This window comes from Pseudothauera lacus (assembly GCF_003034845.1).
Taxonomy (GTDB): domain Bacteria; phylum Pseudomonadota; class Gammaproteobacteria; order Burkholderiales; family Rhodocyclaceae; genus Pseudothauera; species Pseudothauera lacus.
Window position 1 is genome coordinate 127,542 of the sequence record NZ_PZKC01000009.1, and the last position, 22,275, is coordinate 149,816.

Genomic DNA, 22,275 nt, shown 5'->3' on the forward strand with positions numbered 1-22,275 from the left:
TTACTGCCACCCGCCACCCAGCACCTTGTAGGCGGTGACACGGCTGGAAGCCTCCGCGAGACGGGCGGCGATGAGCTCCTGCTCGGCAGTGTAGTGGGTGCGCTGGGCGTCGAGGAGGACCAGGAAGCCATCCACGCCGGCCTCGTAGCGCGCCTCGGCGAGCTTCAGGCTCGCTGCGGCGGCCTCCGCCACCGCACTGCGCGCCGCCACCGTGGCCACCGCGCTGTCACGCTCGGCCAGCGCATCGGCGACCTCGCGGAAGGCCTGCTGGACGGCCTTCTCGTACTCGGCAACGGCGATGTCGCGGCGAACCTCGGCGAGATCGAGACTGGCAGCCAGGCGGCCAGCCTCGAAGATCGGCAGGGTCAACTGCGGCACGAAGCTCCACGCCCGCGAACCGCCTTCGAACAGGCCGCTCAGGCCCGCGCTGGCGCTGCCGCTGCTGGCGGTCAGGGTGATGCGCGGAAAGAAGGCTGCGCGCGCCGCGCCGATGTTGGCATTGGCGGCACGCAGGCGATGCTCGGCGGCACTGACGTCCGGACGGCTGGCGAGCACCTCCGCGGGCAGCCCGGCAGGCAATTCGGCCAACCGCGCGGCGTCGCCGTGCAGGTGCTGCGGCAGCCACTGCGCCGCCAGCGGACCTCCGGCCAGCACCTCCAGGGCGTTGCGGGCACGCGCCAGGCGCGCCGCGGAAGCGGCGAGGTCGGCGCGCGCACGCGCCAGCTCGCCCTCCGACTGGCGCAGCTCAAGGGCGCCGGCAACACCGGCATCATGGCTGGCGCGGATCAGCCGCAGCGCGCTTTCACGGGTCTCCACGGTGTGCGCGGCGAGGGCATGGGTGTCGCCCTCGGCCGCCAGTTGCAGCCACGCCGCGGCGACTTCGGCAACCAGACTGATGCGCGCGCTGCGATGCGCCTGCTCGCTGGCGAGGTATTGCTCCAGCGCGGCGTCGCGCAGGCTGCGCACGCGGCCGAAGAAGTCCAGCTCCCAGGAGGTGATGCCGAGCGTTACCGCATACTGCCGCGAGACCATGGACTCGCCGCTGCTGTTGAGATCGCCCGGCACGCGCTGCGCATTCTGCGTCGCCCCCAGCGCCAGTGACGGCAGCTGGTCGGCACGCTGGATGCCGTACTGCGCACGCGCGGCCTCGATGTTGAGCGCGGCCACGCGCAGGTCGCGGTTGTGTTCGAGGGCGCGCTCGATGAGCGCCTGCAGGCGTTCATCGACATACAGCTCACGCCAGGCACTGTCAGCCGCCACGGTGTCGGCGGCAGCGCCAGCTGCAGGCCACGCCGCCGCTACCGGGGCGGCAGGGCGCTGGTAATCGGGCGCCAGCGTGGTGCAGGCGCTCAGGCCGGCGGCGGCAAGCGCCACGGCAAGGATACGGAGCCGGCTCATTGACGGACCTCCTGCGGTTGCGCGGCACGCTCGTCGTCGGCCGGTTTGTCCTTGAAGAACCGCTTGATCAGCACGTAGAACAGCGGCACGAAGAAGATCCCCAGCAGGGTGCCGGCGATGGTGCCGCCGAGCACACCGGTGCCGATGGCGTTCTGGCTGCCGGAACCGGCGCCGGTGGCAATGGCCAGCGGCACCACACCGAAACCGAAGGCCAGCGAGGTCATGATGATCGGACGCAGGCGCATGCGCGCCGCTTCCAGGGTCGCCGACACCGCGTCACGGCCCTCGGCCATCAGCGCCTTGGCAAACTCGACGATGAGGATGGCGTTCTTCGACGCCAGGCCGATGGTGGCGAGCAGGCCGACCTGGAAGTAGATGTCGTTGGGCAGCCCGCGTCCGGTCGCTGCGAGCACCGCGCCGAGCACGCCGAGCGGCACCACCAGCATCACCGCGAAGGGCACCGACCAGCTCTCGTAGAGCGCTGCCAGGCAGAGGAAGATGACCAGGATGGAGAGCGCGTAGAGCGCCGGCGCCTGCGCACCCGAGCGCCGCTCCTCGTAGGAGGTGCCCGACCACGCGTAGCCGATGCCGGCCGGCAACTGGGCGATGATCTCCTCGATCGCCGTCATCGCTTCACCGGAGGACAGGCCCGCTGCGGCCTGCCCCTGCACCTCGACCGAGGGCTGGCCGTTGAAGCGTTCCAGGCGCGGCGAGCCATAGGTCCATTGCGCGGTGGTGAAGGACGAGAACGGCACCATCCGCCCCTGCGCGTTGCGCACGTACCACTTGTCGAGATCCTCCGGCGTCATGCGCGCATGGGCATCGGCCTGCACATAGACCTTCTTGATGCGGCCGCGGTCAATGAAGTCATTGATGTAGCTGCCACCCCAGGCGGTGGCCAGGGTGTCATTGATGTCGGCCACGCTGACGCCCAGCGCGCCGGCCTTGGCGTGGTCGATGAGCAGCTCGAACTCCGGCATGTCCTCCTGGCCATTGGGGCGTACGCCGACCAGGCGCGGGTCCTGTGCGGCCATGCCGAGAAGCTGGTTGCGCGCGCCGACCAGGGCCTCGTGGCCGAGCCCCGCGCGGTCCTGCAGCTGCACGGTGAAGCCGCTGGAGGTGCCCAGTTCGAGCACCGCCGGGGGCACGAAGGCAAACACCATCGCCTCGCGGATCTGCGCAAAGGCGCCCATCGCGCGACCGGCCACCTCCTGCACCTTCATGCCAGGGCCGCGCCGTTCGCTCCAGTCACGCAGATTGACGAAGCCGATGCCCATGTGCTGGCCGCTGCCGCCGAAGGAGAAGCCGGCGACGGTGAAGATGGAACGCACGGTATCGCGCTCGTTCTCGAGAAAGTGCTGCTCGACCTTCTTCAGCACCTCAAGGGTACGCTCCTGGGTGGCCCCGGCGGGCAGCATGACCTGGTTGAACATCACCCCCTGGTCCTCGTCGGGCAGGTAGGAGGAAGGCATGCGCATCATCAGCAGCGCGAGCACCGCGACGATGACGAGGTAGATCACCGCAAAGCGCCCGCTGCGACGCAGGATGACGCCGACGGCGGATTCGTAGCGCCGCGTGCCGTTGCTGAACTTGGTGTTGAACCAGTGGAAGAAACGCCCGAAGAGACCGCCTTCACCGGGTTCGTGGCCCTTGTGCACCGGCTTCAGCATGGTGGCGCACAGTGCCGGGGTGAAGATGATCGCCACCAGCACGGAGAGCGCCATCGCCGAGACGATGGTGATCGAGAACTGGCGGTAGATGACCCCGGTGGAGCCACCGAAGAAGGCCATCGGCACGAACACCGCGGAGAGCACCAGGCCGATGCCGACCAGTGCGCTGGTGATCTGGTCCATCGAGCGCCGGGTGGCTTCCTTGGGCGGCAAGCCTTCCTCGCTCATCACCCGCTCGACGTTCTCCACCACGACGATGGCGTCGTCCACCAGCAGACCGATGGCGAGCACGATGCCGAACATGGTCAGCGTGTTGATGGAGAAGCCGAAGGCCGCCATGATGCCGAAGGTGCCCAACAGAACCACCGGAATGGCGATGGTGGGGATCAGCGTGGCACGGAAGTTCTGCAGGAAGAGGTACATCACCAGGAACACCAGGATCACCGCCTCGACCAGGGTCTGCACCACCGACTGGATGGACAGACGCACGAAGGGCGTGGTGTCGTAGGGGATCACCACCTCCACCCCCTGCGGGAAATAGCGCTGCATGTCGGCGAGGGCGGCGCGTACGGCGTCCGCCGTCTCCAGCGCATTGGCCCCCGAGGCCAGGCGGATGCCGACGCCGGCCGCGGGCTGGCCGTTGTAGCGCGCCACGGTGCCGTAGTTCTCGGCGCCGATCTCGACGCGGGCAACGTCCTTCAGACGCACTTCGCCGCCCTGCGTGCTGCTGCGCAGCAGGATCTGCTCGAATTCGGCGACCGTCTGCAGGCGGCTCTGCGCGGTGATGGTAGCCGTGAAGCCCTGCCCCGGCAGCGCCGGGGTGCCGCCCAGCTGACCTGCGGAGACCTGCGCGTTCTGCGCCGTGATGGCATTGCGCACGTCACCCGGGGTCAGCCGGTAGTTGACCAGCGCGGCTGGATCGAGCCAGACGCGCATGGCGTACTGCGAGCCGAACACGGTGACCTCGCCTACCCCGGTGACCCGCGACAGCGGGTCCTGCACCGTGGAGGCAACGAAGTCGGAGAGGTCGTACTGGTTCTGACTGCCGTCGGCGGACACGAAGCCGACCACCATGAGGAAGTTGCGCGCCGACTTGGCGACCTGCACGCCCTGCTGCTGCACGGCCTGCGGCAGCAGCGGGAGCGCCAGCTGCAGCTTGTTCTGCACCTGCAGCTGGGCGGTATCGGGGTCGACGTCGGCATCGAAGGTCAGCGTGATCGACGCGTTGCCGTACGAATCGCTGGTCGAGTTCATGTACAGCAGCCCATCGAGACCGGTGAGCTTCTGCTCGATGACCTGGGTGACGGAATCCTCCACCGCCTTCGCCGAGGCCCCCGGGTAACTGGCGTTGATGACGATCGCCGGCGGGGCGATGGGGGGATACTGCGACACCGGCAGGGTGAGGATGGACAAGGCCCCCGCCAGCATGATGACGATGGCGATGACCCACGCGAAGATGGGGCGGTCAATGAAGAAGCGAGCCATGTCTGTGCCCCTCAACCGGCCGCGCCGGCGGGCGCCACGCTCACGGGCGCGCCGGGGCGGACGAACTGCAGCCCTTCGACGATCACCCGCTCGCCCGCGGCGAGGCCCTCGCTGACCACCCAGCGGTCACCGAGCGAGCGCTCGGCCTTCACCACCCGCGCCTCGACGACGTTCTCGGCATTGACCACCATCACCGTGGCGTTGCCCCGGGGGTCGCGCCCCAACGCCGCATGCGGCACCAGCACCGCATCGTGCTTGATCCCCTGCTCGATGCGCGCACGCACGTACATGCCGGGAAGCAGCTCGCCGGCCGGATTGGGGAACTGCGCACGCAGGGTGACACTGCCGGTGCCCTCGTCCACCGACACTTCGGCAAAGGCCAGGGTGCCGGCAGCGGCATACTCGCTGCCATCTTCGAGCAGCAGGCGCACCGGCAGCGCCGCGGCGCCATCGCGCTGCACGCGTCCGGATTCGATCTCGCGGCGCAGGCGCAGCAACTCGGCGCTCGACTGGGTGAGATCGACGTAGATCGGGTCAAGCTGACGCACCGTTACCAGCGCCTCGGCCTGGTTGGCGGTGACCAGCGCCCCCGGGGTCACCGCGGAGCGCCCGGCACGCCCGCCAATGGGCGCGCTGACACGGGTGTAGGCAAGGTCCACGCGGGCCTTGTCGAGCGCTGCGCGCGCCGCGGCGACTTCCGCCTCGGCAAGCTTGTAGGCCGCCTGGGCCTCGTCGTTGGCCTGCTTGCTGACCGCCTCGATGCCCACCAGTCCGGCATAGCGCTCGGCCTTCAGGCGCGCGGCGTAGAGACTGGCTTCCGCACGGGCCAGTCCGGCCGCGGCGCTGTCATAGGCAGCCTGGTAGGTGGCCGGATCGATCTGGTAGAGCAGCTCGCCGGCCTTGACCTCGGCGCCTTCACGGAAGGCGCGCTGCTTGACGATGCCGCCGACCTGCGGACGGACCTCGGCAACCTGGTATGCCACCGTGCGCCCCGGCAGCTCCATCACCAGCGGCACCGCACCGGCCTGCACCTCATGCACCGCCACCAGCGGTGCGGCGCCGGCGTTCGCCTGCGGAGGGGTCTCCTTGCCGCACGCGGCGAGACCGCCGGCAAGGACGAGCACCAGGACAAGGGCCGCTGGCCGCCGGCTGTGATTGATCTGCATCGGGAAAACCTCTCGCGAATGGGTGACCGGCTGACGCGGGCTCGTGGCCCGAGCGCAGCCGGTCGATGGCTTGTATGGGTAGAACGTTCGTTCTAGTTCGAACGCTCATTCTATGTTACGCTCAGGCATCCCGCAAGCTCAAAAACCCGCTTCCTTCTCGCTTCACGGAACCCATCGATGAATGCCGCCTGTAACAGCCCCGAATCGTCACGCAGCGAAGCCCGACGTGCGCAGATCCTCGGTGCTGCGCGCGACTGTTTCCGCCGCCATGGCTTCCACGGCGCCAGCATTTCGCAGATCTGCCGTCAGGCCGGCATGAGCGCCGGACACATCTATCACTACTTCGACAACAAGGAGGCGATCATCGCCGCGATTGTCGAACAGGATCTCAGCCGCCTGCTCACCATGACCGCGGAATTGCGCGCCGCCGAGGACATCGAGCAGACCCTGGCGCAGTGCGCGGCCGAGGGCGTGCATGAGAACCTCGACCCCGACACCGCCGCGCTGAGGCTGGAGATCGTCGCCGAGGGCTCGCGCAACCCGCGCGTCGCAGAGATCGTCCGCGATGCCGAACGCTGCTGCCACGACAGCATGGTGGTCACCGTACGCGAGATGCGCCGCAGCCTCGGTCTCGACACCGACGAAGCCTGGATAGAGGGTCTGGTGGAGTTCTTCGCCACCCTCTACGACGGCCTGCTGGTGCGCTCGGTGCGCAATCCCGGCGAACCCAGCGCGGCGCTCCTCGCGCTGTTCTCGAAGGTCATCCTCGACCTCGTCAAGACGCCTTCGCCGCTGGGCCCCGGGAAACCCTGAGGGGGTGTACCCGCATGCGGGACAGGTAACACCCGCACCGCACCCCCTCAATGAAGCATAACCCCAGCAGTGCTAAGGGTTTTCCCGCCATTGGGGAATGTGGCGACAAGTACCCTTGACCCGGATCAAGGAGCGTGCAAAGCTGGCTTCCGAACAGGATCAGCCGCCTCCCGCAATGCCTCCGCCCACACCCTGCCGCCACATCCGCCCCGCCCTGCCACCGGCAGTAGCCGCGCTCGTCGGCATCACCGTAGCCGGCCCCGCCCCGGCCAGCGACGACCTGTTCTTCAGCGAGCTGCCCATCGTCGCCTCGGTCAGCCGCCTGCCGCAGCGCCTCGCCGACGCCCCCAGCGCGGTGACGGTGATCGACCGCGCCACCATCCGCGCCTCCGGCGCGCGCGCCCTCAGCGACGTGTTCCGCCTTGTGCCCGGCTTCCAGACCTTTGCGGGCAGCGACAAACCCGTCGCGGTGCACTACCACGGCATCACCGACCAGGATTACGCCGCGCGCACCCAGGTCCTCATCGATGGCCGCTCACTGCACTCGCCGCTGTTCTCCAGCGGCATGAACTGGGAGCTGGTGCCGGTGGCGCTGGAGGACATCGAGCGCATCGAGGTGGTGCGCGGCTCCAACACCACGGCCTACGGCACCAATGCCTTCCTCGGCGTCATCAATATCGTCACCCGCGAACCGGCACTGGTGCGCGGGCTGTCGCTGGCCGCCAGCAACGGCAACCAGGGCGTGCGCGACCACACGCTGCGCACCGGCGGGGCGCTGGGCGAAGCAGGTAACTTCCGCCTCACGCTTCAGGAAAGACGTGACGACGGTCTCGATCACCGTCTGGACCCTCACCCGGTCGGAGCAAACTGGCGCACCTCAAACCGCACGCGCACGCTGGATGTGCGCAGCGATTTCCAGCTTGGTCAGCATGACTATCTGGAGTTCAGCTTTGGCCGTGCCGAAAGTCGCCAGCTTACCGGCAGGGTTATCCGTGCCTCGGGAGCCCCGGAGGCGGACAACCCCCTGCGCAATCTTGACCAGGCGTCTACCTGGCTTCAGGCGCGCTGGCTGCACAGCTACGCCGACTTCGCGGACTTTGCTCTACGCTATACCTATAGTGCGGATACGCTCGACAACAGCTTTGTGCATCCAACCCTGGGCAAGACCAACCCCTATGGCGGCCGCGGCACACGCCACGAGATCGAGGCCCTGCACACCTTCCTGCCTTCCGCGAACACCCGCCTGGCTTGGGGTGCAAGCTGGCGCCGTGACACTTACGATTCGAGCACCATGCTCTATGGCATGGGCAAGGTCACGCGCAACATCGGCCGTGTCTTTGCCAATGGTGACTGGCGGCCGACGCACTGGCTGACGCTCAATGCCGGACTGTCAGAAGAGTACGACTCAATCGCCGGCTCCCACTTCGCCCCGCGCGCCAGCATCAACCTGCACATTGATCAGGAGAACACCCTGCGCCTGGGCTACGCCCGCGCCTGGCGCACGCCCAGCACGCTCGACTACAAGGCCTATCAGCGTGCAACCCCCGCAACGATGGAATGGGTGGGCAACCCCGATCTTCCAGCAGAGCGGCTGAAAAGCGTCGAAGTCGGCTATCTCGGTGACTGGCGTGCATGGCGCATGAGCCTGGACGTGCGCCATTTCCGCGAGCAGGTCTTCGACCGCCAGATCATGCGCATTCGCCCCTCGGCCGTGCCGGGATATACCGTCCAGAACGTTCATGACCTTGAGCTGCGCGGGTACGAGTTTCAGTGGAAGTGGCAACCATTCGACGGCACCCGCCTGCAGTTCAATCATGCCAGCATACGTATCGACGCGATGCTGAGCCCGGTCGGGCAATGGCTGGCCGTCGCGCCCGGAAACAACTTCAGCGGCCGGGTGGCCCAATACAACGAACTGTCGGAGAACTCTGCACCCCGGCGGTCTAGCTCATTGCTATGGATGCAGGCCCTTCCCGGCGGATTTGACTTCTCCGTGGCTTACTACCGCGTTCGCGAGATCAAATGGACTCGCAACACCGATGCCGAACCTTATAACCGCACTGACGCACGGGTCGCCTACACGTTCCGGAATGGCGCACGGCGCGGCGAGCTCGCCTACACCATGCAGTCCATCGACGGCCGTCATGCCGAAGAGCGCATGGAGCGCATCGTCGAGCGCCGCCACTGGGTTACCCTCAGCCTGGACCTCTGAGTCCGGGCGCCATCGATGATCCGCCCACTCCGCCTCCTCGCGCTGTTCCTGCTGAGTGCACTGTGGGCCCCTGCGACGAGCGCCCACGAAATCGCCGTGGTGCTCTCGCAGCAAGGCGGCGCCTACCAGGCTTTTACCGAGGCCCTGCGCACGCTCGGAGAACGCGGCGGGCACCGCATCGTGCACGCGGGCACGCCCGGGGAGGGTCTCGACCAGCAGCTCATCAACCGCGCTGCCCTTGTCGTCGCCGCCGGCAGCCCGGCACTGGAAGCCGTCCTGCAAGGCAGCCGCCGCCCTACCGTCGCGGTGATGATCGCCCGCAACCAGTTCGAAACCATCCGCCAGCGCAACCCCGAGGCCACCGTCTCGGCCATCGTCCTCGACCAGCCTGCCGAACGCCAGCTTGCCCTGGTACGCACTGTTCTGCCGGACGCCACGCGCGTCGGCGTGCTCTTCGGCCCCGCCACTGCCACCCTGGAGAGTGCCCTGGAAGGCGCCGCCGCGAACACCGGCGTGAGACTGGTCGGGCAGCGCCTGACCACTGCCAACGACCTGCCGCAGGCCCTCGAACGGGTGCTGCGCAGTGCCGACGTCCTGATCGCCCTGCCCGATCCGCTCGTTTCCAGCCCCACCGCGGCACGCGCCATCCTGCTCGGCAGCTATCGCTACCAGCGTCCGGTCTTTGCCTACTCGCAGGCCTACGTGGACGCCGGCGCGCTGGCCGCGGTGTTCAGCACACCGGCCGACATTGCCGCCGAGCTGGTGGCTTGGCTGGACGGCTCCACCACCCCCCTGCGCCTGCCCGCGGTACGCGCCCCGCGCAGCTTCGACATCGCCATCAACCGCCAGGTGGCGCGCGCCCTCAACCTCGACATCGGTGACGAAACCGCCCTGCTCGACGCCCTGCGCGCGGGAGAACGCCAATGAAGCCCCTCTACCGCCTGACGCTGCACCAGCGCCTGCTGCTGGTCGTGCTGCTGCCGGCGGCCCTGCTCGCCAGTGCCGTAGCCGGCCTGTTCGCCACACGCGCCACCACGGCCACCGAGAACGCCCTGCGCGAGCGCGGCCTGGCCATCGTCAGCTTCCTCGCTCCTGCCGCCGAATACGGGGTGATCTCCGGCAATCGCCACAGCCTCGCGGTGCTGGTCGATGCGGTGCTCGAACAACGTGATGTCGCCGCGGTGGCGATCTATGACCGCAGCGGCGAGACGCTGGCGGTCAACGGCCGCCTGCGCCTGTCCGCACCCGAGCGGCTGTTCACCGTCACCAGCGCCGAGTTCAGCGCCGCCGGCCAGCAGCGGCTCGCCCTCAGTGCGCCGGTGGAGGCCGCGCCACTGCGCCTCGACGAAGTCTCCGCGCTCGAATTCGGTTTTCCCGAACCCGCACCGGAAGGGCGTATCGGCTGGGTCTATGTGGAGCTCGACACCCGCGCCCTGGAAGCCATCAAGCGCAACATCGTGCTCACTACGGTTACCATCGTCGTCGTCGGCCTGCTGTTCACCGCCTGGCTGGCGGTACGCCTGGCGCGCGCGGTGACCCACCCGCTTGGCGAGCTGGCCGGCGCGGTGGGCGACATGGCGCGCGGCAAGCTCGACATCCGCATTGCCGACAACGCCAGACTCCCCGAGCTGCGCGCGCTGCAGGGCGGCTTCAACACCATGGCGGCGGCGATTGCCGAGGCCCAGCAGACCCTGCAGAGCAAGGTCGACGAAGCCACCGCGCAGCTTGCCCACCAGGCCATGCACGACCCCCTCACCGGCCTGCCCAACCGCCGCGCCTTCGAGCAGGCCCTGGAGTCCTCGGTGAACGGCTCGCGGCGCGCCGGCGATCGTGACACGCTGTGCTTCATCGACCTCGACCGCTTCAAGATCGTCAACGACACCTGCGGCCATGCCGCCGGCGACGAGCTGCTCCGCCGCATCGCCCGCATGATTCGCCAGCGCGTGCGCGGCGACGATCTGCTGTGCCGCATCGGTGGCGACGAGTTCGCCCTCATCCTGCATGGCTGCGGCACCGAGGAAGCTCGACGCATCGCCGAGGATCTGCGCGAAGCGGTGGCCTCGCTGCGCTTCACCTGGGAAGAACGGCGCTTCACCGTCGGTGCCAGCATCGGCCTGGTGCGCATCGACGGCAGCCTCGACAGCGCCTCCGATGTCCTGGTGGCCGCCGATCTGGCCTGCTATGCCGCCAAGAAGGCCGGCCGCAACCGCATCATCGAGCACGATCACGGCTTTACCGATCCGGGCACTGCACCGGCAGGGGCGCGCGGCATCAGCGAGCCCATCCCCTTCGACAAGCTCACCCTGCACGGGCAACCGATCGTCCCGATCAACGCCGCCGGCCGCGGCAGCTGGCAGGAGGTGCTGTTGCGCGAACACGGTGCCGACGGCGAACTGCAGTCCGCCTCAAGCCTCCTCGAACGCCTGGAGGGCAAACGGGCCGGGCTCGCCCTCGATCTGTGGGTTGCTGCGCAGGCCTGCGCCACCCTGGGGGCAGAACTGGCCGAAGCGGATGCCGCCGAACGCGGCATCGCCCTCAACCTCACCCGCGCCTCGGTGCTCAACGCCAGCGAGTATCTCGCCGAACTCGGCGTCAACCTGCGCGCCCACGGCATCCATCCGACGCAGATCGCCCTCGAGTTTCCCGCCGCCACCGCCGAGCAGTATCCCCGGGAAAGCGCCGATTTCGTCCGCGCGGCGCGCACCGCGGGCTATCGCGTCGGCCTCGAACGCATCGACGGCAGCTCCTCGACCCTGCTCTCCAACCTGCGCCCCGACTACGTCAAGATCAGCCTCAAGGCGCTGGCCGAGAGCTACGGCATGGAGGCCGGCTGCAACCTCGCCCAGGCCTTGTGCAGCATGGCCAGCGCGCTGGCCATTCCTGCAGTGGCTTCGGAGGTTGAAGACGAACTGTTCCGCAACGCCCTTGCCGAATACGGCTTCGACCACGCCCAGGGCTTCGCGCTGGCCACCCCCGCACCGCTGGACAAGCGCGGCGGCTGAAGCAGGGCCCGCGGCCGGACCGCGCTGTCGTTGCGCAGCCTGCCACGAGCTCAGAGCCCCGGATCCGTCCCCCCGCCCGCCAGCGCGGCCTCGACGATGCGCCGGTTCAGGTGCGGCGCGAAGAGTTCGATGAAGGCATATACATAGCCACGCAGCCAGGCCTTGCGCGGGATGCCGATGCGGGTGGTGCTGGATTCGAAGAGGTGGGCGGCATCCAGCATGCCGAGGTTCTTGTCTACCGCCGGGTCGTAGGCCATGCGCGCCAGGATGCCGATGCCCAGGCCCATGCCGACGTAGGTCTTGATCACGTCCGAGTCGATCGCGGTGAGCACCACATTGGCTTTCAGCCCGCGGCCGAGGAAGGCCTTGTTGATCTGGTTGCGCCCGGTGAAGGCGAAGTCGTAGGTGACGATGGGCCAGCGCGCGATCTCTTCGAGGCTGAGCGGGCTGGCCTGCAGGATGGGGTGGCGCTGCGGGGCGATGATGCAGCGGTTCCATTGCTGGCAGGGCAGGGTGACCAGTTCGTCGAATTCGGCGATGGCTTCGGTGGCGATGGCGATGTCGGCCTCGCCGGAGAGCACCATCTCGCACACCTGGCGCGGGTTGCCCTGATGCAGTTCGAGCTTGACCTGCGGGTAGCGCTGCATGAACTCGCGCACCACGCCGGGCAGGGCGTAGCGCGCCTGGGTGTGGGTGGTGGCAATCGACAGACGGCCGGCGGCCTCGTTGCTGAACTCCTCGCCGACCTGGCGCAGGTTGTCCATGTCACGCAGCATGCGGCCGACGATCTCCAGCACTGCACGACCGGGTTCGGTGATCTCCACCAGACGCTTGCCGTGGCGCACGAAGATCTCCACGCCGAGTTCGGATTCGAGCTGGCGGATCTGCTTCGACACCCCGGGCTGCGAGGTGAACAGCGCCTCCGCGGCCTCGGAGACGTTGAGCCCGTGGCGGGCCACTTCATGCACGTAGCGCAGTTGCTGGAGGTTCATCGTCGCGTTCCGTTGGCGGCATGCCCGCCTTAATAACCCATAGTTCTTAGAGTCTAACGCGGAACCGCTTCCGACATCTATCCCCTGCCCTTACGATGCGCTGCACCATCCCCACGACCCGGACTGCCACCGGGCGCACAGAGAGCAGCGATGTACAAGTACGACGAATACGATCAACGCATTGTGGACGAGCGCGTCGCGCAATTCCGCGACCAGACCCGCCGCTACCTGGCAGGCGAACTCGCCGACGACGAGTTCCGCCCGCTGCGCCTGCAGAACGGCCTGTACATCCAGCGCCATGCGCCGATGCTGCGGGTCGCCATTCCTTACGGCAACCTGCGCGCCGGCCAGGTGCGCAAGCTCGCGCACATCGCGCGCACCTACGACCGCGGCTACGCCCACTTCACCACCCGCCAGAACGTGCAGTTCAACTGGCCCAAGCTGGAGGACGTGCCGGAAATCCTCGCCGAGCTGGCTACGGTGCAGATGCACGCCATCCAGACCTCCGGCGCCTGCATCCGCAACGTCACCTCCGACCCCTTTGCCGGGGTAGCCGGCGACGAGCACATCGACCCGCGCCCGTGGGGCGAGATCGTGCGCCAGTGGAGCACCTTCCATCCCGAGTTCGCCTTCCTGCCGCGCAAGTTCAAGATCGCGGTGAATGGGGCCGCCGAGGACCGTGCGGTAATCCAGGCCCACGACATCGGCCTCGACCTGAAGCACGACGCCGCCGGCCGCATCGGCTTCCGCGTGCTGGTGGGGGGCGGCCTTGGGCGCACGCCGGTCATCGGCGAGGAGATCGCCGCCTTCGTGCCCTGGCAGCACGTGCTGTCCTACTGCGAGGCCATCCTGCGGGTCTACAACCTGCACGGCCGGCGCGACAACCTCTACAAGGCGCGCATCAAGATCCTCGTGAAGGCGCTCGGCATCGAGGAGTTCCGCCGCCAGGTGGACGCGGAGTTCGCCCACCTGAAGGACGGCCCGGCCACCCTCACCGAGGCCGAAGTGGCGCGCGTGGCGCAGCACTTCGACGACCCCGAGTACGCCGAACTGCCGGCGGCCGACGCCGGCTTCGCAGCCCGGAAGGCGGAAAACAAGCCTTTCGCCGCGTGGGCGAAGCGCAACGTGCGCGCCCACAAGCGCGCGGGCTACGCCAGCGTGGTGCTGTCGCTCAAGCCCACCGGCGTGGCGCCCGGCGACATCAGCGCCGAGCAGCTCGAGCGCGTGGCCGAACTCTCCGAGCGCTACAGCTTCGGCGAAGTGCGCGTCACCCACGAGCAGAACCTGGTGCTGGCCGACGTGCGCCAGAGCGAGCTCTTCGAACTGTGGCAGCAGGTGCGCGACGCGCGTCTCGCCACCCCCAACATCGGCCTGCTCACCGACATCATCGCCTGCCCGGGCGGAGACTTCTGCAACCTCGCCAACGCCAAGTCGATCCCGATCGCCAACGCCATCCAGGCGCGCTTCGACGACCTCGACTACCTCTTCGACATCGGCGAGATCGAGCTCAACATCTCCGGCTGCATGAACGCCTGTGGCCACCACCACGTCGGCCACATCGGCGTGCTGGGCGTCGATAAGAACGGCGAGGAGTGGTACCAGGTCACCATCGGCGGCAGCCAGGGCAACGACACCGCGCTGGGCAAGGTGATCGGCCCGTCGTTTGCGGCACACGAGATGCCTGACGTGGTCGAATCGCTCATCAGCGTCTACCTCGAACTGCGCCATGCAGACGAGCGCTTCATCGACACCGTGCGCCGCGTGGGCGCCGAACCGTTCAAGACCCGGGTGTATGCCGACCGTGCCGCCCGCCTGGAAGACGAGAGGAAAGTGGTCAATGGCTGAGATCATCAAGCACGGCGCCATTCACGCCGACGACTGGGAAGTGCTGCACCTGGCCGAAGGCCAGGACGCCGCCACCGTGGAAGTGGAACACGGGCGCTGGATCGTGCCGTTCGCCGTGTGGCACGCGCAGCGCGACAAACTCGCCGCGCGTGCCGAAGCCGGCGTGCTGGGGGTGTGGCTGGCCGGCGGCGACGACCCGGCGCTGCTGGCCGACGACCTGGTGCGCCTGCAGCTCGTCGCGGTCGACTTCCCCAGGTTCGCCGACGGCCGTGGCTACTCCATCGCCACCTTGCTGCGCGCCCGCCTGGGCTACGGCGGCGAGCTGCGCGCCATCGGCAACGTACTGCGCGACCAGTTCTTCTTCTACCTGCGCTGCGGCTTCGACGTCATCCAGCCGCAGCCGGGCAGGTACAGCGTGGAGCAACTGCAGGCCGCGCTGGCGAGCCTTGCGGATTTCTCCGAGCCCTACCAGGGCGCGGTGGACCGCGCCGAGCCGCTGTTCCGCCGCGTGCGCCGCGAGGTGCGCGCATGAGCACCGTCTCCCTGCTGCGCCCTGCGGCGACCAACCCGGCCACCCGCCCGGAACTGACCGACGCATTGCGCGCCGCCGTCGAGCGCAAGGCCGCAGCGGCAGTGGCCCTGCTGCGCGACGCGGTGGCCGAATTCGGCGGCGCTGGCGAACTCACCTTCGCCAACAGCTTCGGCGCCGAGGACATGGTGCTCACCGACCTGATCCTGACCAATCGCCTGCCGATCGAGATCTTCTCGCTCGACACCGGCCGCCTGCCGGCCGAGACCTACACGCTGATGGGCGAGGTCGAGCAGCGCTACGGCACGAAACTCAAGGTGTATTTCCCCGACGCCACCGCGGTGGAAAACTTCGTGCGCAGCCACGGCATCAACGCCTTCTACGACTCGGTCGAGCTGCGCAAGGCCTGCTGCGGCGTGCGCAAGATGGAACCGCTGCGCCGCGCGCTGGCCGGCAAGAAGGCCTGGATCACCGGTCTGCGCGCCGCCCAGTCGGTGACCCGCAGCGGGCTTGCGCTGCGCGAGTTCGACGCCGCCAACGGGCTGGAGAAGCTCAACCCGCTGGCCGACTGGAGCGAGGCCGAGGTGTGGGCCTGCATCCGCATCCATGAGCTGCCCTGCAACGCGCTGCACGACCAGTTCTATCCCAGCATCGGCTGCGCCCCCTGTACCCGCGCGATCGCGCTCGGCGAGGATGTGCGCGCCGGGCGCTGGTGGTGGGAGGACCCGGCCAGCAAGGAATGTGGCCTGCACGTCAAGAAAGGGTAAGTCATGAGCACACGACAGCCACATCAGAACCTTCCCCGGCGCGGCCTGCAGCACCGCCTGAACGCGCTGCGCGCCGGCCTGCGCGCCGCGTTGCGGGCTTTCCGCACACATCCTGCCAAACAGACTAGCCGCTAAGAAGACCGTCATGTCCACGCTGACCAAACAGACCCTCTCCCACCTCGACTGGCTGGAAGCCGAAGCCATCCACATCCTGCGCGAAGTGGCCGGCCAGTGCGCCAACCCGGTGCTGCTGTTCTCCGGCGGCAAGGATTCGATCTGCCTGCTGCGCCTGGCCGAAAAGGCCTTCCGCCCGGGGCGCTTCCCCTTTCCGCTGATGCACATCGACACCGGGCACAACTACCCGGAAGTGGTCGCCTTCCGCGACAAGCGCGCCGCCGAACTGGGCGAGCGCCTGGTCGTGCGCTCGGTGGAGGACTCGATGGCGCGCGGGACCGTGGTGCTCAAGCACCCGGGTGAGTCGCGCAACAAGCACCAGTCGGTGACCCTGCTCGAAGCCATCGAGGAATTCGGCTTCGATGCCTGCATCGGCGGCGCCCGGCGCGACGAGGAGAAGGCGCGCGCCAAGGAACGCATCATGAGTTTCCGCGACGAGTTCGGCCAATGGGACCCGAAGAACCAGCGCCCCGAGCTGTGGAACCTCTACAACGCACGCAGCCACAAGGGCGAGAACATCCGCGCCTTCCCGATCAGCAACTGGACCGAGATGGACGTGTGGCAGTACATCGCCCGCGAGCAGCTGGAGCTGCCGTCAATCTACTTCGCCCACACCCGCCCGGTGGTGATCCGCCAGGGCGCGATCGTGCCGGTGAACGTGCCGCTGGTCTCCGGCGAACTGACCAACCTGCCCAGGCCCGGCGAAGAGATCGTCGAGCGCCGGGTGCGCTTCCGCACCGTCGGCGACATCTCCTGCACCGCCCCGGTGGACTCCGACGCCGACACCGTGGAGAAGATCGTGGTCGAAACCGCCACCACGACCATCACCGAACGCGGCGCCACGCGACTGGACGACCAGACCTCGGAAGCGTCGATGGAACAGCGCAAGAAGGAAGGGTATTTCTGACTATGGCTCCCTCCCCTTCAAGGGGAGGGTTGGGGTGGGGATGGGTTTCCCGGGCGCTGAACCGAAACCCATCCCCCTCCCGGCCTCCCCCTTGAAGGGGGAGGAGAAAAGCTCGCCACCCCGCACCGAACTCAAAGCATTACAGGAATCATGACCATGTCCGCCCCCGAACACCTGCCGGAAATCGACAACGGCCTGCTGCGCTTCCTGACCTGCGGCAGCGTGGATGACGGCAAGAGCACGCTGATCGGCCGCCTGCTGTTCGACAGCAAGACCATCCTCGCCGACACCCTCAACGCCATCGAGAAGACCTCGGCCAAGCGCGGCATGAGCGCGGTGGACCTGTCGCTGCTCACCGACGGCCTGCAGGCCGAGCGCGAGCAGGGCATCACCATCGACGTGGCCTACCGCTACTTCTCCACCGGCACGCGCAAGTACATCATCGCCGATGCGCCCGGCCACGAGCAGTACACCCGCAACATGGTCACCGCCGCGTCTACCGCCAACCTGGCCATCATCCTGGTCGATGCGCGCAAGGGCGTGCTCACCCAGACCCGGCGGCACTCCTACCTTGCCAGCCTGGTCGGCATCCCGCACCTGCTGGTGGCGGTGAACAAGATGGACCTGGTGGACTACGAGCAGGCCGCTTTCGAGCGCATCAAGGCCGACTACCTCGCCTTCGCCGACAAGCTCGGCATCAAGGACGTGCGCTTCATCCCGATCTCCGCGCTGGCCGGCGACATGATCGTCGAGCGTGGCGAGCGCCTGGGCTGGTACGACGGCCCCACCCTGCTGGAGATCCTCGAAGCCGTGCCCGCCGCGCACACCGAGCAGGCCGAGGACTTCCGCTTCCCGGTGCAGTTCGTCTGCCGCCCGCAGGATTCGGCCAACCCGGAACTGCACGACTACCGCGGCTTCATGGGGCGGGTGGAGTCGGGCGAGGTCGCCGTGGGCGACGCGGTCACCGTGCTGCCCTCGGGCGCAGCGAGCCGGGTGAAGGCGATCGAGATCGGCGGCGTGCGCCAGGAGCGCGCCATCCACGAGCAGTCGGTGACCTTGCTGCTGGAAGACGAGATCGACATCTCGCGCGGCGACCTGATCGTCAAGTCGGCCGAGGCGCCCGAGCCGGTGAAGCAGATCGACGCCACCGTGTGCTGGCTGTCGGAGACGCCGATGAGCCCGGCGCGTACCTACCTGGTGCGCCACACCACCCGCGAGGTGAAGGCCAAGGTGGCGAAGATCGCCCACCGGGTGGACGTCAACACCCTGGCGCACGAAGAGGCCGGCCAGCTGGCGATGAACGACATCGCGCGGATCACCCTCAAGCTCGCCCAGCCCATCGTCGCCGACCCCTACGCCGACAACCGCGCCACCGGCGCCTTCATCATCATCGACGAGAGCACCAACAACACCGTCGGCGCCGGCATGATCGGCTGAACAGGACCCGGGGGCACAGCCACCCCCGGGTCTGCGACAATCGGCACCTGCACATTGCCGATCCGGGCCCCCACATGACCGACCCCACCCTGCCCCGCACCCGCCTCGACAAGTGGCTGTGGGCGGCGCGCTTCTTCAAGCACCGCAGCGGCGCCACCGAGGCCGTTGACGGCGGCAAGGTGCGGCTCAACGGCCTCGCCGTGAAACCGTCACGCGAGGTCAAGCCCGGCGACATGGTGGAGATCACCGTCGGCGAACAGCACTTCGTCGTCACCGTGCGCGCCATTGCCGACAAACGCGGCCCGGCCAGCGTCGCCCAGACGCTGTACGAGGAAACACCGGAGAGCCGCGCCCGCCGCGAGCTGCAACGCGAACAGCGGCGCCTCGCCCCGCCGCCCGGCGCCGACCTGCACGGCCGCCCGACCAAGCGCGACCGCCGCCGCATCGAGCGCTTCCGCAGCGACTGAGGACCGTCGCGGAGATCGTCGCGCGGGAGCGCGCGGCAGAACTCACCCAACTGCACCGGGCCTGGCGGAACGTCTGCGCCGGACTAAACTCATACCCAGCGGATGGTGCGCGCCGCTGTCGCGCCGCACCCGCTGTCACGGAGGCTTCGATGCGGTTGCACGCCCCCCTGCCGTTCCGCCGCCTGCTCGCTGCCGCTGCGCTGCTCATCGGCAGCCTGCTGGCCTACGCCACCACTGCCCCGCAGCCGTCGCCGCCGGTGCAGGTGCTCAGCGTGCGCGTAGACGGCGTCATCGGCCCGGCCACCGCCGACCTTGTGCATCGCGCCCTGCGCCGCGCCAGCGCGGACGGCGCGGCCCTGCTGGTGATCGAGCTCGATACCCCGGGCGGGCTGGACACCTCGATGCGCGCGATCATCAAGGACATCCTCGCCGCCACCGTGCCGGTCGCCACCTTCGTCCATCCGGAAGGCGCCCGCGCCGCCAGTGCCGGCACCTACATCCTCTACGCCAGCCACATCGCCGCCATGGCGCCAGCCACCAATCTCGGTGCCGCGACACCGGTCGCCATCGGCATGGGCGACGCCGGCGGCAGACCGGCGCGCGAGCCCGCCGGGCCGGACGGCGCCGACCGCCCGCGCGCGCCCGCCGGCGGCGAGGCGATGAGCGCCAAGGCGGTCAATGACGCCGCCGCCTACATCCGCGGTCTGGCCCAACTGCGCGGACGTGATGCCGACTTTGCCGAACGCGCGGTGCGCGAAGCCGCCAGCCTGTCGGCCGAGGAGGCGCTCGCCGCGGGTGTGATCGACATCGTCGCCGCCGACCTGCCCGCCCTGCTGCGCCAGCTTGACGGCCACACGGTGGAACTGGTCAGCGGCGAACGCCTCACCCTGGCTCTCGCCGATGCGCGCATCGAACGCCTCGAACCCGACCTGCGCAACCGCATCCTCGCCGCACTGGCCAACCCCCAGCTGGCGCTGATCCTGATGATGATCGGCATCTATGGCCTGTTCTTCGAGTTCACCAGTCCGGGCTTCGGCGTGCCCGGTGTGGCCGGCGCGATCTGCCTGCTGATCGCGCTCTACGCCTTCCAGTTGCTGCCGGTGAACTGGGCCGGCGTGGCGCTGATCGCCATCGGCGCGGCGCTGATGCTGGCCGAGGCCTTCGCCCCCAGCTTCGGGGTGCTGGGCATCGGCGGCATCATCGCCTTCATCGTCGGCGGGCTGTTTCTGGTCGACGGCGAGGTACCCGGTTTCGGTCTGCCGCTGTCCTTCATCGTCGGCCTCGCGCTGGCCAGCGCGGCGCTCATCATTGCCATCGGTGCCTTCGCCGTGAAGAGCCGACAGCGCCGCGTGGTCAGCGGCCGCGAGGAGCTGATCGGCGCCCGCGGCGTGATCGGCGCGCCGATCGGCGACGGCGACCACTGGATCCACATCCACGGCGAGAACTGGCGCGCGCGCAGCAAGGAAGCACTGTGCAGCGGCGAGGCGGTCACCGTCACCGCCATCGACGGCCTCATCCTGCAGGTCTCCCACGACGAACCACCCCAGACCCGGAGGTAATCACCATGCTGGACTTCAACCTCGGCATTGCCCCGCTGCTCATCCTGCTGCTGTTCCTGGCCGTCTCGGCGCTGAAGATCCTGCGCGAGTACGAGCGCGCGGTGATCTTCATGCTCGGACGCTTCTGGAAGGTGAAGGGCCCGGGCCTCATCATCGTCATCCCCGGTCTGCAGCAGATGGTGCGCGTGGACCTGCGCGTGGTCACCATGGACGTGCCTAGCCAGGACGTGATCTCGCGCGACAACGTGTCGGTGAAGGTCAACGCGGTGGTGTATTTCCGCGTCGTCGACCCCGAGAAGGCCATCATCCAGGTCGAGGACTACCTGATGGCGACCAGCCAGCTCGCCCAGACCACGCTGCGCGCGGTACTCGGCAAGCACGAGCTCGACGAGATGCTGTCCGAACGCGAGAAGCTCAACAACGACGTGCAGCAGATCCTCGATTCGCAGACCGACGCCTGGGGCATCAAGGTCGCCAATGTGGAAATCAAGCACATCGACCTCAACGAGACCATGGTGCGGGCCATCGCCCGCCAGGCCGAGGCCGAGCGCGAGCGCCGTGCCAAGGTGATCCACGCCGAAGGCGAGAAGCAGGCCGCGGAAACCCTCATGGAGGCCGCCGAGATGCTCTCGCGCCAACCCGCGGCAATGCAGCTGCGTTACCTGCAGACTCTTACCCAGGTTGCCGGCGACAAATCCTCCACCCTCGTCTTCCCGGTGCCGGTGGATCTGCTGCAGGCCCTCGGGGGCGATCGCGGCCTATCCAGAAAGGAATAGCAGGCAAAGCGCCTGCGAGGGCCGTCGTTTTCGGGCACAATCGCGCGTTCAGGGCTTTACGCGGGTGCGACTTCGGCGCAACATACCCGCTCGGCATGGACAGGCCGCCGACCATGGCCGGCGGCAAGCGGGGAAACGGGATGAACATGATCGGCAAGCTGCGCGCCCTCTTCGGCGGCGCCCAGCAGGATGAACAGGGCGTGGCCTGGCACATGGATCGCTTCATCGAGATCCTCGAACCGGCGATCTTCGAACTGCCCGACTACCGCAGCAGGCTCGAACCGGCGGCGCACCACGCCCACGATTACTGCACCCGCCTCGCCACTGCGGTGCCCGGCCCCTACGCCGTGGGCCATGGCAACCACGGCAGCGACCCGCTGATCAGCGCACTCTTCCCTCAACGCGAGGACATCGGCACCGCCTTCGGGCGCAGCGTCGAAGTGCGCGACCGCATCCACGAATTCACCGCCAACGGCAACGCGGAAGTGTATGCCCTGCTCGGCATGCGCCAGCGCGTCAGCGCCGCTCCGCGGACCAACGGTGAAGCGCTGCCGGCGGGGTGGAGCAAACCGCGCTTTGCCGACCATACCGTGCGCAGCCTCGACGACAGCGAGGACGCCGTACGCCAGCAGTTCGCCGCCGCCGCCTTCGACAGCCTGCGCCACGGCTTCCTCAACCAGGTTCAGAATCTGCGCCGTTGCAAGAAGCTCATGCACAGCGAACGCGAACTGCTGCGTGAGGTCGCCAGCGACGACGACGCCAACGGCGCCGACGAAGCCCACGCCATGCTCGCCTCCGACCTCAGCCCGGGCGGCCTGCTCGACGGCCTGGTGGCCTGGTTGAACGCCCCGCAGGCACACCTGCGCCTGGAAATGGGCCACGACGACGCCACCGTCATCATGCCCCACAGCGACCCCGCCCAGCGCGGCCTGCAGAAACTCGAGCTGCCCGCCCTGGTCGGTGCCGACCGGCGGCGCTGGCCGATCTGCGTGATCCGCTTCGAGCGCGAGGAGGCGCTTGCCGCGGTGAGCCGCGAAAGCGTCGCCCACCGCTACATCGTCATCTGAACGTCCTCC

At 68.3% G+C, this 22,275-nt stretch carries 17 protein-coding genes; 13 read left to right on the top strand and 4 right to left on the bottom strand.

The features are described 5' to 3' along the window. The 3 genes from C8261_RS11955 to C8261_RS11965 are packed head-to-tail and all read right to left on the bottom strand — an operon-like array spanning position 1 to position 5,719. Positions 1-1,398 carry an efflux transporter outer membrane subunit gene (locus C8261_RS11955; protein WP_107493951.1) on the bottom strand — a complete coding sequence of 466 codons (1,398 nt, stop codon included), beginning with the start codon at positions 1,396-1,398 and terminating at the stop codon, positions 1-3. Further along, on the bottom strand, positions 1,395-4,553 hold the full coding sequence (locus C8261_RS11960; protein ID WP_107493952.1) for an efflux RND transporter permease subunit: 3,159 nt from the start codon (positions 4,551-4,553) through the stop codon (positions 1,395-1,397). The genes C8261_RS11955 and C8261_RS11960 overlap by 4 nt, the downstream gene beginning before the upstream one ends. Positions 4,554-4,564: 11 nt before the next feature. Continuing rightward, entirely contained in the window at positions 4,565-5,719 is a 1,155-nt protein-coding gene (locus C8261_RS11965) for an efflux RND transporter periplasmic adaptor subunit (RefSeq protein WP_107493953.1), read from the bottom strand. Between the two features lie 177 nt (positions 5,720-5,896). Between C8261_RS11965 and C8261_RS11970 the strand changes: the two genes are divergently transcribed. The 4 genes from C8261_RS11970 (at position 5,897) to C8261_RS17345 (ending at position 11,746) form a co-directional block, all read left to right on the top strand. Then, on the top strand, positions 5,897-6,532 hold the full coding sequence (locus tag C8261_RS11970; RefSeq protein WP_107493954.1) for a TetR/AcrR family transcriptional regulator: 636 nt from the start codon (positions 5,897-5,899) through the stop codon (positions 6,530-6,532). A 175-nt stretch (positions 6,533-6,707) separates the two neighbouring features. Beyond that, a complete protein-coding gene (locus C8261_RS11975) occupies positions 6,708-8,744 on the top strand; it encodes a TonB-dependent receptor plug domain-containing protein (RefSeq protein WP_181358936.1) in 2,037 nt (678 codons plus the stop codon). A gap of 15 nt (positions 8,745-8,759) precedes the next feature. Continuing rightward, positions 8,760-9,671 carry an ABC transporter substrate-binding protein gene (locus C8261_RS11980; RefSeq protein WP_107493956.1) on the top strand — a complete coding sequence of 304 codons (912 nt, stop codon included), beginning with the start codon at positions 8,760-8,762 and terminating at the stop codon, positions 9,669-9,671. Continuing rightward, complete coding sequence (locus tag C8261_RS17345; RefSeq protein WP_181358937.1) at positions 9,668-11,746, top strand: diguanylate cyclase; 2,079 nt, start codon at positions 9,668-9,670, stop codon at positions 11,744-11,746. The genes C8261_RS11980 and C8261_RS17345 overlap by 4 nt, the downstream gene beginning before the upstream one ends. Before the next feature lie 50 nt (positions 11,747-11,796). Here the strand turns inward: C8261_RS17345 and cysB are convergent, their stop codons facing one another. Continuing rightward, positions 11,797-12,738: an HTH-type transcriptional regulator CysB gene (cysB, locus tag C8261_RS11990; protein ID WP_107493957.1), complete on the bottom strand. Its 942-nt coding sequence runs from the start codon at positions 12,736-12,738 to the stop codon at positions 11,797-11,799. A 150-nt stretch (positions 12,739-12,888) separates the two neighbouring features. Between cysB and C8261_RS11995 the strand changes: the two genes are divergently transcribed. The 9 genes from C8261_RS11995 to C8261_RS12035 all read left to right on the top strand — a co-directional run bounded on the left by C8261_RS11995 (position 12,889) and on the right by C8261_RS12035 (position 22,266). Then, positions 12,889-14,583: a nitrite/sulfite reductase gene (locus tag C8261_RS11995; protein ID WP_107493958.1), complete on the top strand. Its 1,695-nt coding sequence runs from the start codon at positions 12,889-12,891 to the stop codon at positions 14,581-14,583. Further along, complete coding sequence (locus C8261_RS12000) at positions 14,576-15,115, top strand: DUF934 domain-containing protein (RefSeq protein ID WP_107493959.1); 540 nt, start codon at positions 14,576-14,578, stop codon at positions 15,113-15,115. The genes C8261_RS11995 and C8261_RS12000 overlap by 8 nt, the downstream gene beginning before the upstream one ends. Further along, a complete protein-coding gene (locus tag C8261_RS12005; protein WP_107493960.1) occupies positions 15,112-15,879 on the top strand; it encodes a phosphoadenylyl-sulfate reductase in 768 nt (255 codons plus the stop codon). Before C8261_RS12000 ends, C8261_RS12005 begins: the two co-directional genes overlap by 4 nt. A gap of 145 nt (positions 15,880-16,024) precedes the next feature. Beyond that, on the top strand, positions 16,025-16,960 hold the full coding sequence (gene cysD / locus C8261_RS12010) for a sulfate adenylyltransferase subunit CysD (protein ID WP_107493961.1): 936 nt from the start codon (positions 16,025-16,027) through the stop codon (positions 16,958-16,960). A 156-nt stretch (positions 16,961-17,116) separates the two neighbouring features. Beyond that, positions 17,117-18,397 carry a sulfate adenylyltransferase subunit CysN gene (gene cysN, locus C8261_RS12015; RefSeq protein ID WP_107493987.1) on the top strand — a complete coding sequence of 427 codons (1,281 nt, stop codon included), beginning with the start codon at positions 17,117-17,119 and terminating at the stop codon, positions 18,395-18,397. 74 nt (positions 18,398-18,471) lie between these two features. Beyond that, positions 18,472-18,864: an RNA-binding S4 domain-containing protein gene (locus C8261_RS12020; protein ID WP_107493962.1), complete on the top strand. Its 393-nt coding sequence runs from the start codon at positions 18,472-18,474 to the stop codon at positions 18,862-18,864. A gap of 149 nt (positions 18,865-19,013) precedes the next feature. Continuing rightward, positions 19,014-20,423: an NfeD family protein gene (locus tag C8261_RS12025; RefSeq protein ID WP_107493963.1), complete on the top strand. Its 1,410-nt coding sequence runs from the start codon at positions 19,014-19,016 to the stop codon at positions 20,421-20,423. Positions 20,424-20,428: 5 nt separating this feature from the next. Further along, a complete protein-coding gene (locus C8261_RS12030; RefSeq protein WP_107493964.1) occupies positions 20,429-21,199 on the top strand; it encodes a slipin family protein in 771 nt (256 codons plus the stop codon). Between the two features lie 140 nt (positions 21,200-21,339). Beyond that, positions 21,340-22,266: a hypothetical protein gene (locus C8261_RS12035; protein ID WP_107493965.1), complete on the top strand. Its 927-nt coding sequence runs from the start codon at positions 21,340-21,342 to the stop codon at positions 22,264-22,266. Positions 22,267-22,275 lie beyond the last annotated feature (9 nt).

Coding starts and splice junctions, on each gene's coding strand:
- C8261_RS11955 (WP_107493951.1), bottom strand. CDS start 1,398: ATGAGCCGGCTCCGTATCCTTGCCGTGGCGCTTGCCGCCGCCGGCCTG.
- C8261_RS11960 (WP_107493952.1), bottom strand. CDS start 4,553: ATGGCTCGCTTCTTCATTGACCGCCCCATCTTCGCGTGGGTCATCGCC.
- C8261_RS11965 (WP_107493953.1), bottom strand. CDS start 5,719: ATGCAGATCAATCACAGCCGGCGGCCAGCGGCCCTTGTCCTGGTGCTC.
- C8261_RS11970 (WP_107493954.1), top strand. CDS start 5,897: ATGAATGCCGCCTGTAACAGCCCCGAATCGTCACGCAGCGAAGCCCGA.
- C8261_RS11975 (WP_181358936.1), top strand. CDS start 6,708: ATGCCTCCGCCCACACCCTGCCGCCACATCCGCCCCGCCCTGCCACCG.
- C8261_RS11980 (WP_107493956.1), top strand. CDS start 8,760: ATGATCCGCCCACTCCGCCTCCTCGCGCTGTTCCTGCTGAGTGCACTG.
- C8261_RS17345 (WP_181358937.1), top strand. CDS start 9,668: ATGAAGCCCCTCTACCGCCTGACGCTGCACCAGCGCCTGCTGCTGGTC.
- cysB (WP_107493957.1), bottom strand. CDS start 12,738: ATGAACCTCCAGCAACTGCGCTACGTGCATGAAGTGGCCCGCCACGGG.
- C8261_RS11995 (WP_107493958.1), top strand. CDS start 12,889: ATGTACAAGTACGACGAATACGATCAACGCATTGTGGACGAGCGCGTC.
- C8261_RS12000 (WP_107493959.1), top strand. CDS start 14,576: ATGGCTGAGATCATCAAGCACGGCGCCATTCACGCCGACGACTGGGAA.
- C8261_RS12005 (WP_107493960.1), top strand. CDS start 15,112: ATGAGCACCGTCTCCCTGCTGCGCCCTGCGGCGACCAACCCGGCCACC.
- cysD (WP_107493961.1), top strand. CDS start 16,025: ATGTCCACGCTGACCAAACAGACCCTCTCCCACCTCGACTGGCTGGAA.
- cysN (WP_107493987.1), top strand. CDS start 17,117: ATGTCCGCCCCCGAACACCTGCCGGAAATCGACAACGGCCTGCTGCGC.
- C8261_RS12020 (WP_107493962.1), top strand. CDS start 18,472: ATGACCGACCCCACCCTGCCCCGCACCCGCCTCGACAAGTGGCTGTGG.
- C8261_RS12025 (WP_107493963.1), top strand. CDS start 19,014: ATGCGGTTGCACGCCCCCCTGCCGTTCCGCCGCCTGCTCGCTGCCGCT.
- C8261_RS12030 (WP_107493964.1), top strand. CDS start 20,429: ATGCTGGACTTCAACCTCGGCATTGCCCCGCTGCTCATCCTGCTGCTG.
- C8261_RS12035 (WP_107493965.1), top strand. CDS start 21,340: ATGAACATGATCGGCAAGCTGCGCGCCCTCTTCGGCGGCGCCCAGCAG.